Origin of the sequence: Nocardia salmonicida (assembly GCF_036142455.1) — a bacterium.
GTDB lineage: Bacteria > Actinomycetota > Actinomycetes > Mycobacteriales > Mycobacteriaceae > Nocardia > Nocardia salmonicida.
The window spans coordinates 933,350-952,626 of sequence record NZ_CP108014.1 but is presented as its reverse complement, the minus strand read 5'-3'; the positions used below and the strand labels follow the sequence as shown (position 1 = coordinate 952,626).

At 69.0% G+C, this 19,277-nt stretch carries 15 protein-coding genes; 2 read left to right on the top strand and 13 right to left on the bottom strand.

The genetic code is table 11. From position 1 onward, the window contains the following. Positions 1 to 144: 144 nt before the first annotated feature. A complete protein-coding gene (locus OHS03_RS04660) occupies positions 145 to 1,056 on the top strand; it encodes an RNA polymerase sigma-70 factor (protein WP_328661060.1) in 912 nt (303 codons plus the stop codon). A 35-nt stretch (positions 1,057 to 1,091) separates the two neighbouring features. Here OHS03_RS04660 and OHS03_RS04655 read toward each other — a convergent pair whose 3' ends face one another. Beyond that, on the bottom strand, positions 1,092 to 1,694 hold the full coding sequence (locus tag OHS03_RS04655) for a maleylpyruvate isomerase family mycothiol-dependent enzyme (protein WP_328661058.1): 603 nt from the start codon (positions 1,692 to 1,694) through the stop codon (positions 1,092 to 1,094). Between the two features lie 211 nt (positions 1,695 to 1,905). Between OHS03_RS04655 and OHS03_RS04650 the strand changes: the two genes are divergently transcribed. Further along, positions 1,906 to 3,147: a DUF2786 domain-containing protein gene (locus tag OHS03_RS04650; protein WP_328661057.1), complete on the top strand. Its 1,242-nt coding sequence runs from the start codon at positions 1,906 to 1,908 to the stop codon at positions 3,145 to 3,147. A gap of 30 nt (positions 3,148 to 3,177) precedes the next feature. Here the strand turns inward: OHS03_RS04650 and hisH are convergent, their stop codons facing one another. The 12 genes from hisH to OHS03_RS04590 all read right to left on the bottom strand — a co-directional run bounded on the left by hisH (position 3,178) and on the right by OHS03_RS04590 (position 19,272). Beyond that, a complete protein-coding gene (gene hisH, locus OHS03_RS04645; protein ID WP_056824708.1) occupies positions 3,178 to 3,807 on the bottom strand; it encodes an imidazole glycerol phosphate synthase subunit HisH in 630 nt (209 codons plus the stop codon). Continuing rightward, entirely contained in the window at positions 3,804 to 4,418 is a 615-nt protein-coding gene (hisB, locus tag OHS03_RS04640) for an imidazoleglycerol-phosphate dehydratase HisB (protein ID WP_328661055.1), read from the bottom strand. Before hisB ends, hisH begins: the two co-directional genes overlap by 4 nt. A gap of 23 nt (positions 4,419 to 4,441) precedes the next feature. Then, positions 4,442 to 5,569 (bottom strand): histidinol-phosphate transaminase, encoded by a 1,128-nt coding sequence (locus OHS03_RS04635; RefSeq protein ID WP_328661053.1) that lies wholly within the window; start codon positions 5,567 to 5,569, stop codon positions 4,442 to 4,444. Next, on the bottom strand, positions 5,566 to 6,903 hold the full coding sequence (gene hisD / locus OHS03_RS04630) for a histidinol dehydrogenase (RefSeq protein WP_056824713.1): 1,338 nt from the start codon (positions 6,901 to 6,903) through the stop codon (positions 5,566 to 5,568). The genes OHS03_RS04635 and hisD overlap by 4 nt, the downstream gene beginning before the upstream one ends. Positions 6,904 to 7,033: 130 nt before the next feature. Beyond that, entirely contained in the window at positions 7,034 to 8,533 is a 1,500-nt protein-coding gene (locus tag OHS03_RS04625; protein WP_407942500.1) for a serine/threonine-protein kinase, read from the bottom strand. Positions 8,534 to 8,720: 187 nt separating this feature from the next. Next, a complete protein-coding gene (locus OHS03_RS04620; protein ID WP_328661048.1) occupies positions 8,721 to 10,463 on the bottom strand; it encodes a penicillin-binding transpeptidase domain-containing protein in 1,743 nt (580 codons plus the stop codon). 67 nt (positions 10,464 to 10,530) lie between these two features. Then, complete coding sequence (locus OHS03_RS04615; RefSeq protein WP_407942499.1) at positions 10,531 to 12,579, bottom strand: acyltransferase family protein; 2,049 nt, start codon at positions 12,577 to 12,579, stop codon at positions 10,531 to 10,533. Positions 12,580 to 12,699: 120 nt separating this feature from the next. Next, positions 12,700 to 13,560, bottom strand: a complete 861-nt coding sequence (locus OHS03_RS04610; RefSeq protein ID WP_328661044.1) for an arylamine N-acetyltransferase family protein — start codon at positions 13,558 to 13,560, stop codon at positions 12,700 to 12,702. Positions 13,561 to 13,626: 66 nt separating this feature from the next. Then, a complete protein-coding gene (locus OHS03_RS04605) occupies positions 13,627 to 14,682 on the bottom strand; it encodes an alpha/beta hydrolase family protein (protein ID WP_328661041.1) in 1,056 nt (351 codons plus the stop codon). A gap of 89 nt (positions 14,683 to 14,771) precedes the next feature. Next, a complete protein-coding gene (locus OHS03_RS04600) occupies positions 14,772 to 15,752 on the bottom strand; it encodes a TAXI family TRAP transporter solute-binding subunit (RefSeq protein WP_328661040.1) in 981 nt (326 codons plus the stop codon). Between the two features lie 47 nt (positions 15,753 to 15,799). Further along, complete coding sequence (locus tag OHS03_RS04595; protein WP_328661038.1) at positions 15,800 to 17,974, bottom strand: TRAP transporter permease; 2,175 nt, start codon at positions 17,972 to 17,974, stop codon at positions 15,800 to 15,802. An 89-nt stretch (positions 17,975 to 18,063) separates the two neighbouring features. Beyond that, on the bottom strand, positions 18,064 to 19,272 hold the full coding sequence (locus OHS03_RS04590) for an MFS transporter (RefSeq protein ID WP_328661036.1): 1,209 nt from the start codon (positions 19,270 to 19,272) through the stop codon (positions 18,064 to 18,066). Positions 19,273 to 19,277: the final 5 nt, after the last annotated feature.

Genomic DNA, 19,277 nt, shown 5'->3' with positions numbered 1-19,277 from the left:
CTGAATCGAACGACCATGAGACGACGACGACCGGATCCGCGTAACACGTTCCCGGCGTGACCGACGCCATGGCGCGTCGGTGTTACGCCACGGCGGTGGCCGGCGTCTGGTGGTGACGCACCCGAGCGGAAACAGGAGCAACCCATGGCGCCGCACACCACACCCGACGACACAGCGAAGGACCCGGCGACCGAGGTGTTCGTCGCCCACCGCAATCTGCTGTTCACCGTCGCCTACGAGATGCTCGGCTCGGCCGCCGACGCCGAGGACGTCCTGCAGGAGACCTGGCTGCGTTGGGTGGGAGTCGATCTCGCCGCGGTGCGCGACCAGCGCGCGTATCTGGTCAGGATCACGACCCGCCAGTCGCTCGATCGCCTGCGCACGCTCGGCCGTCGCAAGGAGACCTATGTCGGCCCCTGGCTACCCGAGCCCCTACTGACCACGCCCGACGTGGCCGAGGACGTCGAATTGGCCGAGAGCGTCTCGATGGCGATGCTGCTGGTCTTGGAGACGCTGGCGCCGATCGAGCGAGCGGTGTTCGTGCTGCGCGAAGTATTCGATCTGAACTACGACGAGATCGCCGAGGCGGTCGACAAGAGCCCCGCCGCCGTCCGACAGCTGGCCTACCGAGCGCGCGCCCACGTCGCGGCCCGCCGACCGCGCGCAATCGTGTCCGCGAGCCAGTCCCGCGATGCGCTCGCGGCATTCCAGCGGGCGATCGAAACCGGTGATCTCCAGAACCTGCTCGACCTCCTCGCACCGGATGTCGTGTTCCTCGGCGACGGCGGCGGGATCAAACAGGCCGCACTCTCGCCCATCGTGGGATCCGACTTGGTCGCCGCCCTGCTCACCGCCAGTGTGCCGAGGATCGGGGCCGAGATGACCGTCGAACCGGCCCAGCTCAACGGCCACCCGGCCCTGATCCTTCGACTCGACGGCACGATCGACACGGTGTTCGCGGTGCGCGTCGACGACGGTCTGATCACCGGGCTCTACTCCGTGCGCAATCCCGACAAGTTGTCGCGAACGGAGACGGAGACCGCGCTGCGGCGCTGAGCGGATCGGCCCGCGCGCGATCTCGTCGAGGTGGGTCAGGTCAAGCGGCGGCGAAGTTCGGGCAGTCCGTCGCCGGTGAGATCGTCGAGCGCGACGGTGCGGCCGACCACGGCCAGGGCGATGGCCTCACCTGGGCCGCGCACTTCCGGGCCCTCGCCCGAGGACCAGGACACGTCGGTGGCGACGAAACGCAGGCCCTTGGTGAATCTGCCGGGGAAGGCGAAGGGATCGGGGTAGGACAGGACCGCGACGAGCCGGTCGGCGGCAATGGTGCGAGGACGACCCAGTGGGCGTCGGATGTCCTGGTGATGGACCACGAGGTCGGAGAGCATGAGCCGGGGCGAATACTTCGACAGCCGACCCGACTCCCTGTCGAGTTTGTCCACCAACTGCTCGGTCGAGAGCTCCGAGAACGACTGCGCGAGAGCATTATTGGTGCGATTCACCGAGCCCCGGCTCTTCAGCACCACCCCCGCGTAGCTCAGCGGACTCAGCGTGTCCTGCATCAGGTGTCCCACGACATCGCGAACCCGCCACCCCGCGCACAGCGACGGCGTCTCCCATTCCTGCTCGCTCAGCCCTCGCAGCAGTTCGACCAGTTCGGCCCGTTCGTCGGCCAGCATCCCCCGATAACTCATACCGCCACCCTAATCGGACCGACCGCCTCGGCGAATCCTTCCACGGTCGGATTCTCCTGGGCGAGGAGTGATTACGATCCGCGATTCGTCCAGGGCGGCTGACCTGGACTGACGCGTCGACGCCGACCGTGCGGCGATGCGCGACAATGAACGCCGCGAACTTCTCCTCCGCTGTCCGCTTTCTCCTCCACGAACAGGATCGACGCACACCTTGGCCAAGCAGAATCGTCGGCGCAGGACCGGTCGCAAGCCGACAGCCGCTCCCGGACTCCCGATCGATGCCGCGTTGTCGGGCGATCCGTCGCAGGTCGCCGACGCGATCGCGACCGTCGCCTTTCTCGCCGCGCAGGGCGACAAGATCGCGATCACGAGGTTCGTCGAACAGGTAGCGGGCGTGGAGGCGGCCGCCGGGGTCCAGCTCGCCGCGCGACGAATCATCGCCCGCGCCTTCGAGTTCGGCTGGTTGCCCAGGGATGTTCACGAGGCCGCGCGCAGGCGGGTCGACGAGTTCGCGGTCGGCTATCTGACCGATCTGCTGGCCGACCACCGGGTCGGCTTCGCGCCCGAGTCGGTCGACGAGATCTGGCAGTCCCAACTGGACGAACTGGACGCCACGGTGTGGTGGACAGCCGAGCGCCCCCACCTCCACCAGTGGGCCGACCGTGCACTGCTCACCGACGACGAGGTCCTCGAGTCGGCCCTCACCGCCCTGGCCCTGCTCATCCAACTCCCGAAACTCGAGCAGATCGTTCCCCTCCCCGGCACCCGCGGGCAGACCGTCACCCACCACCATGTCGACGAGAGAACCCTCGGCCGAGTCCGCGGCCTCCTCGCCAAAGCCGAGTCGACGTCCTTCGCCGAGGAAGCCGAAACCCTGTCCGCCAAGGCACAGGAACTCATGACCAAGTACGCGATCGACCGTGCCCTGATCGATTCCCAGCGCACCGACCCCGACCTCCCCACCGCCCGCCGTATCTGGCTCGAAACCCCCTACACCGACGCCAAAGCCCTGCTCATCGACATGGTCACCCGAGCCAACCGCTCCCGCGCGATCTTCGTCGCCGACTGGGGTTTCGTCACGATCGTCGGCGACGATCCCGACCTCGACGCCGTGGAAATCCTGTCGACTTCCCTACTCGTCCAAGCCACCCGCACCATGATCGACAACGCCGCCACCGACGAATCCCGCTCCCGCCACTACCGCAAGGCCTTCCTCACCGCCTACGCCACCCGCATCGGCGAACGCCTCGCCGAGGCCGCCGAAGCGACCATCGCCGACTCCCCCGACCGCACCGACCTACTCCCGGTCCTGGCCACCCACCAGCAACGAGTGGACAAAGCCTTCGACGCCTACTTCCCCACCGTCCGCACCCGGGGCATCACCATTCGCAGCGCCGAAGGCTGGACCGCGGGCACCGAAGCCGCCGACCGAGCCGACGTCGACAAACCCTGACCCGACAACGACTCGAGGCTCTCGCTCGGGCTACAGCGAGCCGATCCAGTTGCGCAGCAGCTGCGCCCCCGCGTCGCCGGACTTCTCCGGGTGGAACTGAGTAGCCGACAGCGGCCCGTTCTCTACCGCGGCGAGGAACGGCACGCCGTGCTCGGCCCAGGTGAGCTTCGGGGAGGCGATGTGTTCGTTCTCGGGCAGTTCCCACTGCTGGGCCGCGTAGGAGTGGACGAAGTAGAAGCGGGTGTCGGCGTCCATGCCGGCGAACAGGGTGCTGTCGGCGGGGGCCTTCACCGTGTTCCAGCCCATGTGCGGCAGGACGGGGGCGTCCAGGCCCGCGACCGTGCCGGGCCATTCGCCGCAGCCTTCGGTCTCGACGCCGAACTCGACGCCGCGGTCGAACATCACCTGCATGCCGACGCAGATGCCGAGCACGGGACGCCCACCGGCGAGGCGCTGGCCGATGATCCGGTCACCGCGCACCGCGAGCAGCCCGGCCATGCAGGCCGCGTACGCGCCGACGCCGGGAACGACGAGTCCGTCGGCCGCCAACGCGGCCTGCGGATCGGCGGTGACCTCTACCTGCGCTCCCGCACGCACCAGCGCGCGTTCGGCGGAGTGCAGGTTGCCGGAACCGTAGTCGAGCAGAACAACCGATCTCACAGCACGCCCTTCGTGGACGGCACACCGCTGACCCGCGGGTCGATCTCGACGGCGGCGCGCAGAGCCCGCGCGACAGCCTTGAACTCGGCCTCGGTGATGTGGTGCTGGTCGCGGCCGTAGAGCACCCGCACGTGCAGGGCGATACGGGCGTTCTGCGCGATCGACTCGAAGACGTGCTTGTTGAGCACGGTCGAGTACGAGGCGCCGGGGCCCGCGCTGGGAATGATGGTGTGCACCAGGTGTTCCGGCTCGCCGGTGAACACGCAGTAGGGGCGACCGGACACGTCGACGGCGGCGTGCGCGAGGGTCTCGTCCATCGGGATGAACGCGTCGCCGAAGCGGCGGATGCCCTTCTTGTCGCCCAGCGCCTGGCCGAGTGCCTGACCCAGCACGATCGCGGTGTCCTCGACCGTGTGGTGGGCTTCGATCTCGATGTCGCCCTCGGCCCGCACGACCAGGTCGAACCCGGCGTGCGCACCCAGTGCGGTCAGCATGTGGTCGTAGAACGGCACCCCGGTGGCGATCTCGGTCTGCCCGGTGCCGTCGAGGTTCAGCTCCACCAGAATCGAGGACTCTTTGGTGACGCGTTCCACCCGCGCTGTTCTGCTCATGATGTGTTCCTCCACAGGTGGATTCAGTGAGTAAGGTCGGTGCCCGCGATATCGCGGCTCACGCGCAGGAATTCGTCGTTCTCGGCGGCCAGGCCGATGGTGGCGCGCAGATAACCGGGGATACCGACGTCGCGGATCAGCACGCCCGCGTCGAGGTAGTGCTGCCACGCCGCGCCCGCGTCGGTGAACCGGCCGAACAGCACGAAGTTGGCGTCGCTGGGGATCACCTCGAAGCCGAGCGCCGCCAGCGCGGCGGCGACCCGGTCACGCTGAGCCGCCAGTTCCGCGACGCTGCCGAGGGTTTCGTCGGCATGGCGCAGGGCCGCGCGCGCCGCGGCCTGGGTGACGACCGACAGGTGATACGGCAACCGCACCAACAGAATCGCGTCGATCACCGCGGGCGAGGCGGCCAGGTAACCCAGGCGCCCACCCGCGAAGGCGAACGCCTTACTCATGGTCCGAGTGACCACCAGCTTGGTCGGGAACCGGTCGATCAACGTGATCGCGCTCGGCGCCGCCGAGAACTCGCCGTAGGCCTCGTCCACGACGACGATGCCGGGCGCGACATCGAGAATCCGCTCGAGCTCGTCGATCGGAATGCTGTGCCCGGTCGGGTTGTTCGGGCTCGTCACGAACACCACATCGGGGCGGCGTTCGACGATCTGGGCCAGCGCGTAGTCGATGTCGAGCGAGAAGTCACCGCTGCGCTTGGCCTCGACCCACTCGGTGTCGATGCCCTCCGAGATGATCGGGTGCATCGAGTACGACGGCACGAAACCCAGTGCGCTGCGGCCGGGCCCGCCGAAGGCCTGCAACAGCTGCTGCAGAATCTCGTTGGAGCCGTTGGCCGCCCACACGTTCGCGGTGTCGACAGCGACGCCGGTCTGGCGGGTCAGGTACTCGGCCAGGTCGTGACGCAGTGCGACGGCGTCGCGATCCGGGTACCGGTGCAGGTCCGCGGCGGCGGCCCGCACCGATTCGGCGACATCATCGATCAGCGCCTTGCTCGGCGGGTGCGGGTTCTCGTTGGTATTGAGCTGGACGGGCACCGTCAACTGCGGTGCGCCATAAGGCGATTTGCCCCGCAGGTTGTCCCGCAACGGCAGTTGATCCAGGGTCGCCGAGGCGCCCGGCACGGTGGGAGTGCTCACGACAGCGCCTCGAAACGCGCCTGCACAGCCTGACCGTGCGCGGGCAGATCCTCCGCGTTGGCCAGGGCGACAACGTGTCCGGCCACATCCTTCAACGCCGCCTCGGTGTACTCCACGATGTGGATGCCACGCAGGAACGTCTGCACGCTCAGCCCCGAGGAGTGCCGCGCGCAACCCGCGGTCGGCAGCACGTGATTGGAGCCCGCGCAGTAGTCACCCAGGCTGACGGGCGCCCACGGCCCGACGAAGATCGCGCCCGCGCTGCGCACCCGCGCGGCCACCGCGGCGGCGTCGACGGTCTGGATCTCGAGGTGCTCGGCGGCATAGGCGTCGACCACCCGAAGGCCCTGCGCGATGTCGTCGACGAGCACGGTCCCGGACTGCTTGCCGCTCAATGCTTCCCGCACGCGATCGTTGTGCTTGACCACGGCGAGTTGAGCATTCAGCGCGGCGTCGACCGCGTCGGCCAGCGCTACGGAATCGGTGACGAGCACACTGGCCGCGAGCACATCGTGCTCGGCCTGGCTGATCAGATCAGCGGCCACATGCACCGGATCGGCCGTGGCGTCGGCCAGCACCGCGATCTCGGTCGGGCCCGCCTCGGCGTCGATGCCGACCAGCCCACGGCACAGTCGCTTGGCCGCGGTGACATAGATATTGCCGGGCCCGGTGATGAGATCGACGGGCTCGAGCGCCCCACCGTCGGTATCGACACCGCCGTACGACAGCAACGCCACCGCCTGCGCGCCACCGACCGCCCACACCTCGTCGACCCCGAGCAGCGCGGCGGCCGCCATGATCGTCGGGTGCGGCAGCCCGCCGAACTGCGCCTGCGGCGGCGAGGCCACCACCAGCGATTCGACTCCGGCGGCCTGCGCGGGCACCACGTTCATCACGACCGAGGACGGATACACCGCGTTGCCGCCGGGCACATACAGCCCGACCCGCTCCACCGGCAGCCACTTCTCGGTGACGGTGCCGCCGGGCACGACCTCGGTCACCGTGTCGGTGCGCCGCTGATCAGCGTGTACCTTCCTGGTCCGCTCGATCGCCACCTCTAGCGCGGCGCGCACAGCCGGGTCCAACTCGGCCAGCGCCTTGGTCAGCTCGCCGACCGGCACCCGCACCACGGCGGGCCGCACACCGTCGAACTTCTCGCTGTAGTCCAGCGCCGCCGCGGCGCCCCGATCGCGGATGTCCTCGACGACCGGCCGCACATGATGCAGCACCGAGTCCACGTCGACCCCTCCGCGCGGCAGCGCGGTGCGCAGCTCGGCAGCGGAAGGAGTACGACCGCGCAGATCGACGCGGGCGAGCTCGATGCGGGAAGTCATATCGGGGTACGGTCCTGTTCTGTGGTGGGGCTCAGGTCAGGTACCAGCCTAATGGTCGCCCGCCATCGCTTTTCCACCCACATCCCGCCGAGGCGACGGACCCGTCCTGCGGATCCGTCGCACGTACCACCTAGCGGGTGTCTCCGTCGATGCGCAGACTGCCACCCGAGCTCACCACGCGCATGACCATGGCCTTTGTCGAGCCGTTGATGGTGATGCTGGCCAGGCGCATATTCGTGGAGCCGTCGGCATTGTTGCCGCTGACCGCGGTGATGCTGGCGAAGTTCTCGACAGTGCGGTCGTTCCAGTATTCGCGGAACGCGGACTCACTGCCGTACACCTCCTGCGCGGCGGGAGTGAGCAGCGACCACGAACCGCCCGGGTTGCTGAAGAAGTTCTCGACCAGCAGACCGGCCGAACCGATGTCGACCGTGCCGACGTTACTGGCCTGCCCGAGCGGCGGAACCGCCGCGCTCGGCTTGGGAGCCGCCGAGGCCTGCACCGAGGTCGGCGGACTCGCCTGCACCCGCGGTGAATCGGAATCGGAGCTGCTCAGCGCGCTGACGGCGACGGCGATCGCCGCGACGAGCGCGCCGACACCGGACCCGATCAGCACCGCACGCCCCTTGCCTGCCTGCTTGCGCGGGGGGGCGGGCATGGGATGGGCCTGGGTCTGCGGGTGCGCCGCGGTGTCCTGCCGGACCTGTGGACGCGGGTTCGAGCGGATCTGACGGGTCGTGGCCGTGGACGCGCCCGCGTGGGAGGCCCGGCGACCGGACTGCCGGATCACCTGGGTGGTCGCCGCGGAGTTACGACGATTGAAAGCCTCACTGGCGGGCACGAATCCGGCGGGGACCGCGTCGTCCTCAGCGAAGGAGGCCAGCGCGTCGCGGGCTTCGGTCATCGTCGGACGGTCGAGAGGGTCCGGGCTGAGCAGATCGAGCAGGAAGTCGGTGGCGGGGCCCGCGTTGTGGGGCTCGCGCACCTGACCGTTGGCGGCGGCGTAGAGCACCGCGAGGGGGTTGGAGTTGGCGCCGTAAGGCGGTTCGCCTTCCAGCGCGTGGAAAAGCGTTGCGCCTAGGGCGAATACGTCGGCGGCGGGCGTGGGGTCGGAACCGCGCGCCACCTCGGGTGCCAGATAAGCGGCAGTTCCGCAGATCAGCCCGGTCTCGGTGAGCGTCACGTCGCCGGCCGCACGGGAGATGCCGAAGTCGGTGATCTTCACCTCACCGTGGTCGCCGAGCAGGATATTGCCCGGTTTCACGTCGCGGTGCACCAAACCGGCCTGGTGCGCGGCGATCAGCGAGGAAGCGACCATCTCACCGATGCGCGCGACCTCGAGCAGTGGCAGCGGGCCCTTCTGACCCAGTTCCCCTGCGAGGCTGACCGACTTGAGGTACTCCATCACCAGGCACGGATCACCGTTGTGCTCGGTGATGTCGAATACCACGATGGCATTGGGATGCTGGAAGCGAGCCGCGTTGCGGGCTTCCCGAATCGCGCGCTGGCGCAACACATCCCGCTCGCCCTCGGGCAAGCTGGGTTTGATGTGGATCTGCTTCACAGCCACGGAGCGTTGGAGGCGTTCGTCGACAGCACGCCATACAACGCCTGTGCCGCCGCTACCAATACGCTCGACCAGGCGGTAATGCTCCGCGATCTTCTGACCGGTATCGATGGCGCCTACTCCGAACCTTCTCGAAATTGTGACATCCCGCGTATTGACCATGGGTATGGTCCGCCGCCGAGTGTAGCTGGCGCAGTGGTGACCGCGTGCGGCAGCGGGGGGATTGCTCGCCTGCGGGGGGAAAGACGACTCATGGTGTCACACGTAGCATCCGTCCCGCTGCCTCGACCGCCGGTCCGGAGCTTCCGGCGTCCGCGACGAACACCGCGAACGCCAGATCACCCTCGATGCCGACGAACCAGCCGTGGGCGTGGGTGTCGTCGAGATACTCCGCGGTGCCGGTCTTGCCGAGCAGACCGGGGATGTCGCGCAGCGCGGTGGCTGTGCCCGCACTTACCGTCTCCCCCATCATGGTCTCTAGCTGCGACATCACCGTCGGGGGCACCGGCGGCGAGGTCCGATCCGGGGTGCCGGGACGGCCGCGGATGAGGCTCGGCGCGGGCGCGGAACCGTGCGCCAGGGAGGCAGCGACGAGCGCCATCCCGAACGGTGAGGCGGTCACCGTGCCCTGTCCGATGCTCGATTCGACCCGTTGCGCCGGATTTTCGGCGGGTGGAACTTTCCCTGTGACAGTCGTCAAGCCGGGTGTCACATAATCCACCCCGAGGCCCAGCTGTTGGGCGGCCGCGGTCAATCCGTCGGCGGGCAATTTCACTCCCAACTCGGCCATCGTGGTGTTGCACGACCGCGCGAACGCGGTGTGCAGGGGCACCATACCCAGGTCGAAGCCGTTGTCGTTGGGAATCGTGCGGCCCTCGATGGTGGCGCGGCCCGGGCAGGGCAGCACGGTATCGGGGGTGACGCCGCCCGCTTGCAGGGCCGCCGAGACAGTGACGGTCTTGAACGTGGAGCCCGGCGGGTAGAGCCCGGTCAGCGCGATCGGGCCCTGGGCGTCGGCGGGCGCGTTCTGCGCGACGGCCAGCACCTCGCCGGTCGAGGGTCGCAGCGCGACGATGGCGGACGGGGTGGCGATCGGGGTCAGTGCGTCCTCCGCCGCGTGCTGGAGGTCGATGTCGAGGGTGCTGGCGATGTCGGGGGTCGGCTTCGCGTCGGGTCCGGCGATGCGCTGGGTGCCCTCGGCGGTCTGCGCGCGGATCGCCCAGCCCGCGGCGGTGTCGGCTTGGTCCTGCCAGACCTCGGCGAGCCCGCCGATGGTGGGTCCGGCCAGCGTCTTGTCGACGGTGAGCAGCCGGGTCTGTGGCGCGAGCGTCACCCCGCGCACTCCGGTCAGTGCCTGCTGCACGGGCGCGATGTCGGCATCGCGCAGGGCGACGGCGGTGATCGGTTTGCCCTGTGCCGCAGCCAGATCCGTCCGTAAGGTGGCCTCGCTGACCCCCTGCGGCGCGAGCAGCGCGGCGACGGCGGGCAGGTCGGCATCGGGCCCGACGTTCACCAGCGTTACCACCTGCTGGGTCATCAGGTCACCACCGGAGGCGTCGAGCACTCTGGCCGGTTTCGCGGCGACCGGGCTGTAGCTGAGTGCGCCGAGGTCGAGGCCGGGCGCGACCGTGGTCGGCTTCCAGGCGATCTTCCACCCGTCGGCGCCGGTGGTGGTTCCGGCACTCGAGTAGGTCCATGCGTTGCGGCCGTCGGGGCCGAATTTCCAGGTGGATTCCAGCGTGAACGACGTGTCGTCGGTGGACGACACCCGGACCGTGTCGTTCTTGCCGAGGTTGTCGAACAGCGCCGTCAGCACCGGTCGGGCTGCCTCGGGTGCGTCGGTGAGTTCGGCAGCGGCGGCGGCGTCTCCGCTGGTCAGCGCGGCGGCGAACGATTCGGCGACGGTCTGTGGTTGATCGGGTCCGGACGAGCAGGCCAGGGGCAGCGCAGCGAGCGCGACGAGTAGGACCGATGCCTTCCGTGGAGTGCGCACGGGTCCGAGACTAGCTCGATCCGTGGTGCCGGTGGGGTTGTCGTTTCTGCTGTGACGAGCCCATCCGCTACCACCAGCCGGTGATCGCCCCGATCTGACGACCGAGTTCGGGAGCGAGCGAGCGAGCATAACTGGCGGTCAGGTGGTGCTCGTCGCGATAGATGAGCACATTGCCCTCGACCACCCGGCAGCGCTGCGGTCGGCAGACGGCATCGGACAGGTCCAGCGGATGGATATTCGGGTAGCCGGCCGCCGGTACCTCGGCGGGATCGTGCGGGTCGAGGACCTCGCCGCGATCGAGCCCGCAGCTGTCGGGGTCGCCGCGGTGGGCCAGGCAATCGGTGGCGCGGTAGAGGACGCCGTCGCGGCGCAGCCGTGGGGTGTCACGCAGCGCGAGCACGTTGAAGCCCCGGTCCTGCATCGCCGTCCACACCTCGAGGTATTCGGCGGGCACCTCATCGCCCACGCCGTTCATGCGGTAGCGGGTGGACAGGGTCAGCACCCAGTCCGGTGGTTCGGCCGACAGCCGGTCGAGCACCTCCACCGACCATTCGTGGCACTCCGGGAACGGCCACTCGGCATAGGACGGCTGATCGGCGAGGACCACCGGACACCCTTCCTTGAGATAGGAGACCACCCGGAACCCGTGTTCGACGGCGAGCGGTTCCAGCGCGGGCAGCCAGTGCTCGGAGTGCGAGCCGCCGACCAGCGCGATCGAGCGGGTGGCGGTGGGGTCGCCGTAGGTACAGACGCGGACTTCGCGGTTGGGCGTGATACAGCCGTCGGTGGTCGGCGACGGGGTGTCGGCCTGGCCTTCGAAGACCGTGGGGCGCATGGGTTCCGGCGAGTACTCGGCGCCGGTGAACAGGGCGGCGGCGCCCGGATATCGGTGGGTGTCCAGTGCCTGCGGCGGCACCGCCGGGTTGGCCACCAGCACCACCTGCCACCCCACCGAGGCGATCAGCACCGCCACCGCGGTGGCGGTGACCAGGGCGCCGGCCGCCTTGCGGGTTTCCGGCCGCTCGCCCCGAGGCGGCATGCGCAGTGGCGTCTCGATCAGCCGAGTGGTCGCGTAAGCCAGCGCCAGCGAGGCGCCGATCACCACCAGCCCGTCGACGATCCCGGCATTCGCGCGCCCGGTCTCGCCCAGATAGAAGATCAGGATCGGCCAGTGCCACAGGTACAGCGGGTAGGCCAGCGCGCCGAGTTCGGTACAGAACCGTCCGGCCAGCAGCCGGTTCGGCCACGCCTGCGTTGCCGCCGCGAACCCCGAGGCGATCACCAGGCAGGCGGCCGCCACCGGCCACAGCGCCGCGACACCGGGGAACTGATTCGCGCCGTCGAACAGCGGTCCGCACGACAGCACCATCGCCAGCCCGAGCGCGGCCGCGAGCCCACGCAGCCGATTCGGCAACCGCAACCAGGGTGCCGCGACGGCCAGCATCGCACCGGCGAGCAACTCCCAGCCGCGCGCGATGCTGTCGTAGTAGGTCCACGCCTGGTGCTGCCCGGTCCCCGAAACGGCGTACCAGAACGACAGCGACGCCAGCCCGCCCAGCACGATCACCAGGGTGAGCCGTCCGGCCGAACCGCGTCTGCGCAACCAGGCCCACCCCGCCAGCAGCGCGAGGATCACCAGGTAGAACTGCCCCTGCACCGACATCGACCACAGGTGCTGCAACGGGCTCACCGAGGGATCGGGTGAGAGGTAGTCGAGCTCGGCGGTGGCCAGATACCAGTTCTGGCCGTAGAACATCGAGGCCAACGTCTGCGCCGCGGCCTCGCCCAGCTGGGTATACGGCCGCATCAACACCGTGGCGAGCAGAATCGCCCCTAACACCACGATCAACGACGGCATCAGCCTGCGCAGGGTCCGTCGCGCCGTCTCCTTGGCCGACACCCCGCCGCTGCGCTCCACCCCGCGCACCACCGCGCCGGTGAAGAAGAATCCCGACAGCACGAGGAAAACGTCGACTCCGCCGGATACGCGGCCCGCCCACACGTGGAACGCCACCACGAGCGCGATCGCTACCCCGCGCAGTCCGTCCAGATCCTGGCGTCGTTCGACGGTGCCGCGAACCGCCGCACCCGGCACGAGCGGCGATGCGGTCCGGATATTCGGCACCAACGACCCCACAGAATCGGCCCCCACAACAGATTTGTTTCCCGGCAAGTAACCATCAATTTGCCGTAGGGACACCCAGGAAGCAAACCGCCGTGCCGCGCGGAGCGGGTGCTATCGGGTTCGCCAGGGCGTGGTCGCCAGGGTCGCCGCGTCGGCTTCGTCGAGGTCGATATCGAACACTTCGGCCAGCACCTTGGTCAGCTCGCTGGGATCGAGGTCACGCGAAGTGGCGGTGCCGTCGGGGTATTCCGAGCTCAGCGTCAGGTCATCGAGCACATGGTGGACCTCGGGCAGGAATCGCTGGAGGAAGGGGCGGGTGGTGAACGGCGAGCGTGGCGAGGTCGACACGAAGTGGTTGCCGACCGCGTAGTCGATGCGGAACTGTGGGTTCTCGGTGAAGGTATAGCGGTCCGTCCAGCCGTCGCGGCTGAATTGGTACAGCACCCACAGGCCACCGGCCCGGTGCTCCAGCCGGTAGCGCCAGTCGCCGAGCGCGAATTCGCCGCCGCTGTCGACCAGTTCGAACGGTTCCAGCGGTCCGAAACCGAAACCGACATCGCAGATCCAGACGCGATCGTCGTCAGGGGTGCTCACGCGCAGCAGGGCGTGGGTCGCCGGCCGCAGCACGCCGGTATCGGCCACACCGTAGGTGACCCGCCCGCTGAGTCCGCTGACACCGAAACCGAACCGTTCGAGCGCGGCGGCGAACACCCCAACGTTCTCGTAGCAGTAACCACCGCGACGCTGACGGATCAGCTTGCTCTGCAGCGAGTCGAGGTCGAGCGGGATGCCCCGTCCGAGGATGATCTCGAGATTCTCGAAGGGGATCGAGGTCGTGTGGGCGCGCACGAGTGCGCGCAGGGTGTCGACCGACGCGGTGCGTGGCCCGGCATAGCCGATCCGGGCCAGGTAGGCGTCCAGGTCGAGCTCGGCGCCCCGCCAGCCGTGATCGTCGGGCACTGGGTCGGTCATCGCATCCTCGTTCCGGTCGGTGTCTTTCGCACAACCGCGGTCCGGCGAACGTTGTTCCCTGACGCCTCAGGCCGCGCACTTCGCGCCCGCGGGCGCCGGGGGCGCGGTGACCAGGTCGTGCCCGACATCGACGACATAGTCGCTGACCTGCGGCGCGAGCGGCTCGGTCCCCGCGAGCAGCCGCAACACCACACACCCGCCCTCGAACAGCGCGGGCCCGACAGCGTGATCACCGGGCACGATCGCGCCGGTGAGATCGCGCCCGCTGACCACCGTGTAGAAGGAGAACGGTTTGCCCGCCGCGGTCAGCGCCGCGCGCAATTCCACACTGGTGGCGAAGGGCACGACGGCATCGGCGGTGCCGTGGATCAGGAAGGCCCTGCGCATGCTCATCCGGTCGGCGAGCAGCGCGGGCGAGCGCTCGATGTAGGCGAGCGGGCAGATCATCGGCGTGCAGCCGCCCGCGTCACGTTCGATCTGTCGCGGCAGCGCCGGGTTCACCGACCCGCTGGCCGCCCACATGGTGAAATCGTCGGAGGGACCGTAGTTGTCGACCCAGTAGTCGAACAGTCCGGGCGGACCGTGCGCCACCGCGAGCCCGCTGGTGATGCCGCCCTGACTCCATCCCCACAGGATGGTGGACGCGATATCGGGATGTTCGCCGCGATACCACTGCGTCGCCGCCACCAGGTCGTGCCAGCCCGCCCACAGATTCCAGTCACCGGTGCGCCACGGTCCGTCGGCGCTGCGCAGGTCCATGAGCAGAATCGGCGACCCGCCCGTGCGGGCGAGCGCGGACATATACGGCGCGAAATCGGCCGAGGACCCGCCGTGACCGTGTACCGCGACCACCAACTTCGTGGCCGAGATATCGCCGGGGACACAGCGATACGGCTCGTACACGCGCCCGGTCGCACGCTCGCCGTCCACGGTGATCGCGACCTGTCGCAGGTCGACGCCCGCGGTGCACGGCGGTTGCGCACGCAAGGCGGGTCCGACCGCGGCCGCCATCGCGAACAGCAACGCGCACACCGCCACGACGACTCCGACCCGCTTCATGCCGCGATTGTCCGCCACCCGTCGGCGGGGGTCCAGCACATCCTCGCGCGTTCCCGCGCTCACCTGACACGGTCCTCGCGACCTCTACCAGTCGTAGTGGTCGCGAGGACCGCCCGAACCCGCGTGTCGGCGCGGGTCCGTCCGAGGTGACCTCAGCGCAGCGCGACCTCCGACCCGCGATGCAACTGCACCGGCGCGGTCTTGCTCGCGGTGTCGGCGTTGATCCCCTTGGCCGCCGGATTCGCTTGTTCCAGTTGTGGTTTGCGATCCAGCAACGTTGTCGTGAGCACGCAGGCCAGGTTCGCGTCGAGGTCCTCGCGCACCACCAGCAGGTTGGGCACCACGATGGTCGGTGTGTCGGCGGACAGGCCGTAGGTGGCGGCCGGGATCGAGCCCGTCTCGTAGACCGGGTTGATCTCCTTCAGTTTCGGCAGCACCCCGGTGATGTCGAGGAAGCGGACCTTGTCCTTCGCAGTGGTGAACAGGTCGGTGATGCCCGGTGTCGGCAGGCCACCGGACCAGAACATGGCGTCGATGGACCCGTCCTTGAGCCCGTCGACGGTCTTGGTCAGGTCGAGGCGCTGGGCGGAGACATCGCTGTCCGGGTTGAGCCCCGCGGCTTGCAGCACGCGCTGGGCGATCACCTCGGTGCCCGATTTCGGCGAGCCGGTGGAGACCCGTTTGCCGCGCAGGTCGGCGAGGGAGTTGATGCCCGCGTCGGTGCGCACGATGACCTGGGTGTAGTTGTCGTAGAGCCGGGCCAGTGCGCGAATCGGCTGCTCACTGGTGAAGCTGCCCGTGCCCGCGACCGCGTCGGCCGCGGAGTCGGCGAGCGAGAATCCGACCTGATAGGTGCCGCCGACGACCTGCTGGATGTTCTGTACCGAGGCGCCGGTCTCGGCCGCGGTCGCCTTCACGGTGCCGCCGGTGGCGGAGGAGATCTGCTCGGCATAGGCGTTGCCCAGCGCGAAGTACACCCCGGTCGCGTTACCGGTGGCGATGCCGATCCTGGTGTCCTGCTTCACTTCGCAGCTCACCTCACCACCCGTGTCGGCCGTCGGGGTGTCCTGGCGCCCACCGCAGCCGGTGAGTAACGCGGCGGCCGCGACCACGGCGACAATTGTTCTGACCATGAGGTCCCCTTCCGTCGACGGCGAGGCCGCCTGCCTGTTCCCACGGATCACGGTGTGTCCGTGGATGTTCTGTTCGCCCGTTCGACCAGACCCGCCACCGCGGCGAGGACCAGCAGTCCGAGCCCGATCCCCGTGGCGACCGGATTCGGGTACAGCAATGTCAGACCCGCCGCGGCGGCGATCGCACGCGCGATCGGGCCGATCGCCCCGATCCCGAACAACCATCCGCCCGTCGCCGCGGCCAGCGCCGCGACACCCACGCAGGCGGCCGCGCTGACCCACAGCACGTCGAGCACCGAGCCGAGTCCGAGCAGATGCTGTCCGGAGTCGGTGAGCACGAACATCAGCGGCACCAGGAACGCGGGTAGCGCATACCGCAGGGCGTGCCACATCGTCGGCATGGCCTTCGCGCCGGTCACGGCAGCCGCGCCGACGGCGGCGAGCGCGGTCGGCGGCGTCACCTCCGAGAGCACCGAGAAGTAGAAGACGAACATGGCGGCGGCGGGTGCGGCCACGTGCAGGTCCAGCAACGCGGGCCCGATGATCACCCAGCCGATGACGAACGACGCCGTCACCGGCACCGCGAGGCCGAGCAGCGACAACGCGATCGCCGCCAGCACCGCGGTGGTCGCCAGCACCACGGCGGGATCGTCGGACAGTGCCGATCCCGCCTTGACCAGCAGCGCGGCCAGTTGCGCTCCGAGTCCGGTCTTGGTGGTCATCGCGGTGATCACGCCGGCGGCGGCACACACCGCGACCACGGGGAGCGCCGAGCGCATGCCATACGACAGCGAGCGCAAAGCCTCGATCACGAACTGCCCCACGCTCTTCCGTGACCAGCTGAACCCACCCACCTTCGGAGCCGAGCCACGGTCGGTGATCGCACTGTCAGCCGATTCCGCAACCCCCTGTCCGGCGGGTGTTTTCGTCAGATCGGCGGGGCTCGCACTCTCGTCGGCGGCGGTCCGCAGCATCCGGTCCGGGATCGCGAGCAGCAGCGCGAGCACCGTCGCGTAGACGACCGCGCGGGTCGCGCTCACACCGGCCAGCAAGAGCACGACGATCACGAGCAGCGACGAGAAGTGATACCCGAAGCGCCCCAGCAGCTTCCACCACGGCGTCGGCAGCGGACCATCGACCAGATCCGCGGGCGCGCGGCCTTCCGCGTGGATGCGGCGCGCGTCGATCTCGACCGACAGCAGGATGCCGAGGTAGTACAGCAATGTCGGGATCAGTGCCCACCCGAGCACCGTCACATACGTCACGTCGAGATACTCGGCGACGATGAACGCCGCGACGCCCAGCGTCGGCGGCGACAGAATCGCACCGACGCCCGCCGCGGCCAGCATCCCGCCCGCCTGCTCGGGCCGATATCCGGCCTTGCGCAGAATCGGCCAGGTCACCGCGCCGGTACTCACCGCGGTCGCGGTCCCCGACCCCGAGACGGTCCCGAGCAGAAATCCCGACGCCACCGCTGTCCGCCCCGCCGCACTGTGCGAGCGACGGAACAACGACACCGACAGATCGACGAAGAACTTCGCGGCACCGGAGAATTCGAGCACCGCCCCGTACAGCGTGAACAACACGATGTAACTGGCGGCCACGTCCAGCGGTGTGCCGTAGAAGCCACTGCCGGAGTTGTAGAGCGCGTCGACGATCTGGTCGACATCGAGCCCCGCGTGCGCGATCGACCAGTCCTGCGGCAACAGTCCGCCGTAGTACCCGTACCCGAGGAACACCAGACACACGATCGGCAAGATCACCCCGGTGGTACGCCTGCACGCCTCGAGCACCAGCACCAGCAGCAGCCCGCCCATCACCACATCGAGCGGCGCCAGCATTCCCTGGCGATCGAGGAACGCGTCGTATCCGCCGCCCGCGTCACCGATCCGAATCGGCAGCACCGGATATAGACACACCACCACCGTGATCGCAGCCAGCACCCAGTCGAGCACTGAGGGCCCGTCAGCCCGATCGAGTGGACCCCACCACGACCGGTAGCTCAGATACACCAGCGGCAGCGCGACAGCCAGAAAAATGACCAGGTAGTACTGACTGCCCTGCGCCAACGGCCGAAACACCTGCCACACCGACAACAGCGCGAGCCCGAGCGCGACAACACCGACCAGCCGACCGGGAAATCCGGAGAGCACCCGCGCGGGCCGCACTTCGTCATCCACCCCCAGCTCAGCCGCAGTGACAACAGGTGGCGCCGCGTTCATGAGCGGACGATAGCAACGAGATTCCTGCCCGGTGACGAAATCGACAACCGCACAGTCTGTACAAAATGGACACTACGCACGGGTGACGATCACCCTTGCCCCACAACAGGTTCCACCTCCGTGCCCCGGCGCAGCGCGAAGGTGGCACCCACGAGGGCCGCGATCGCGACGACGCCCGCGAACACCTTCGTGGCCGTGGCCAGCCCGGCCGCGTCGCCGAGAAATCCGGCCGTCAGCGGCAAAACCGCGGCGGGGAGGTATCCGCCCACGTTCTGCGCGGCGTTGGCCTCGGCCAACCGATCCGCCGGCACCGTCGACCCGATCGCGGTCAAACCACCCAGCTGCCCGAGTCCCTGCCCCATCCCCGCCAGTACCGCGGCGACACCGAACACCGGCACCGACGCCGTCGCGACCGCACCGGCCAGCGCGACAGTGCTCGCTGTCGTCGCCACCGAGCTGCCGACCAAGATCGCGCGAACACCCCTGTGCCGCACCGCGAACTGAATCCCGGTCGCGGCCAGGAACATCACGAAGGCCGTCCCGCCCGCCACGACCCGATTCGCCGATCCGAGCAACCCGAGCACCGAGGGGCCGAGCGACAGGACGAAGGAAGTGGCCGTGATGCCAGGGGCGAAGGCAGCGATCCCGAGCAGCACCGCTGTCCGGCCCTGCGCGGGCACCGCGGGCAACCGGATCCACGGGCCACGCCCGCCCGTGCCGCTCGGCAGATCCATCCTCAGTACCACCACGAAAGCGACGGCAAGCAGCACGATTTCGACGACGAACACGGTCACCGTCGCGCCGGGTGCCAGCTCCGACAGCACCCCGGACAGCAGCGGACCCAGCCCGGCGCCGAGCACCATGGCCACCGAAGCCGCCAAGGCACCCTTCGCCGTCCGGCCCCGGCCGGCGATATCGGTTACCGCCGCCATACCGGCCGAGACCGCGCAGCCCACGGCGATGCCGGTGAGCAACCGCGCCAGGGCGAGCACGAGCACCGAACCGGCACAGGCGAACAGCACACACGCCACCATCGCCAGCACGATCGCGGGCAGCAGCACCGGTTTGCGCCCCACCCGGTCGGAGACCACCCCCGCGACGGTCAGCGCCCCGAGCAATCCCGCGATATAGCTGGCGAACACGAGAGTGAGCGTGCCGGAGGAGAATCCCATCTCCCGCTGCCACACGACATAGAGCGGGGTCGCCGCGTTCGAAAGTACGAACACCGCGAGCACCGGCCACGCCGCCGCCCATATCGCCGCATCGCGCACTCGTGGTGCCACGGCCTGAATCGTCATGCCCA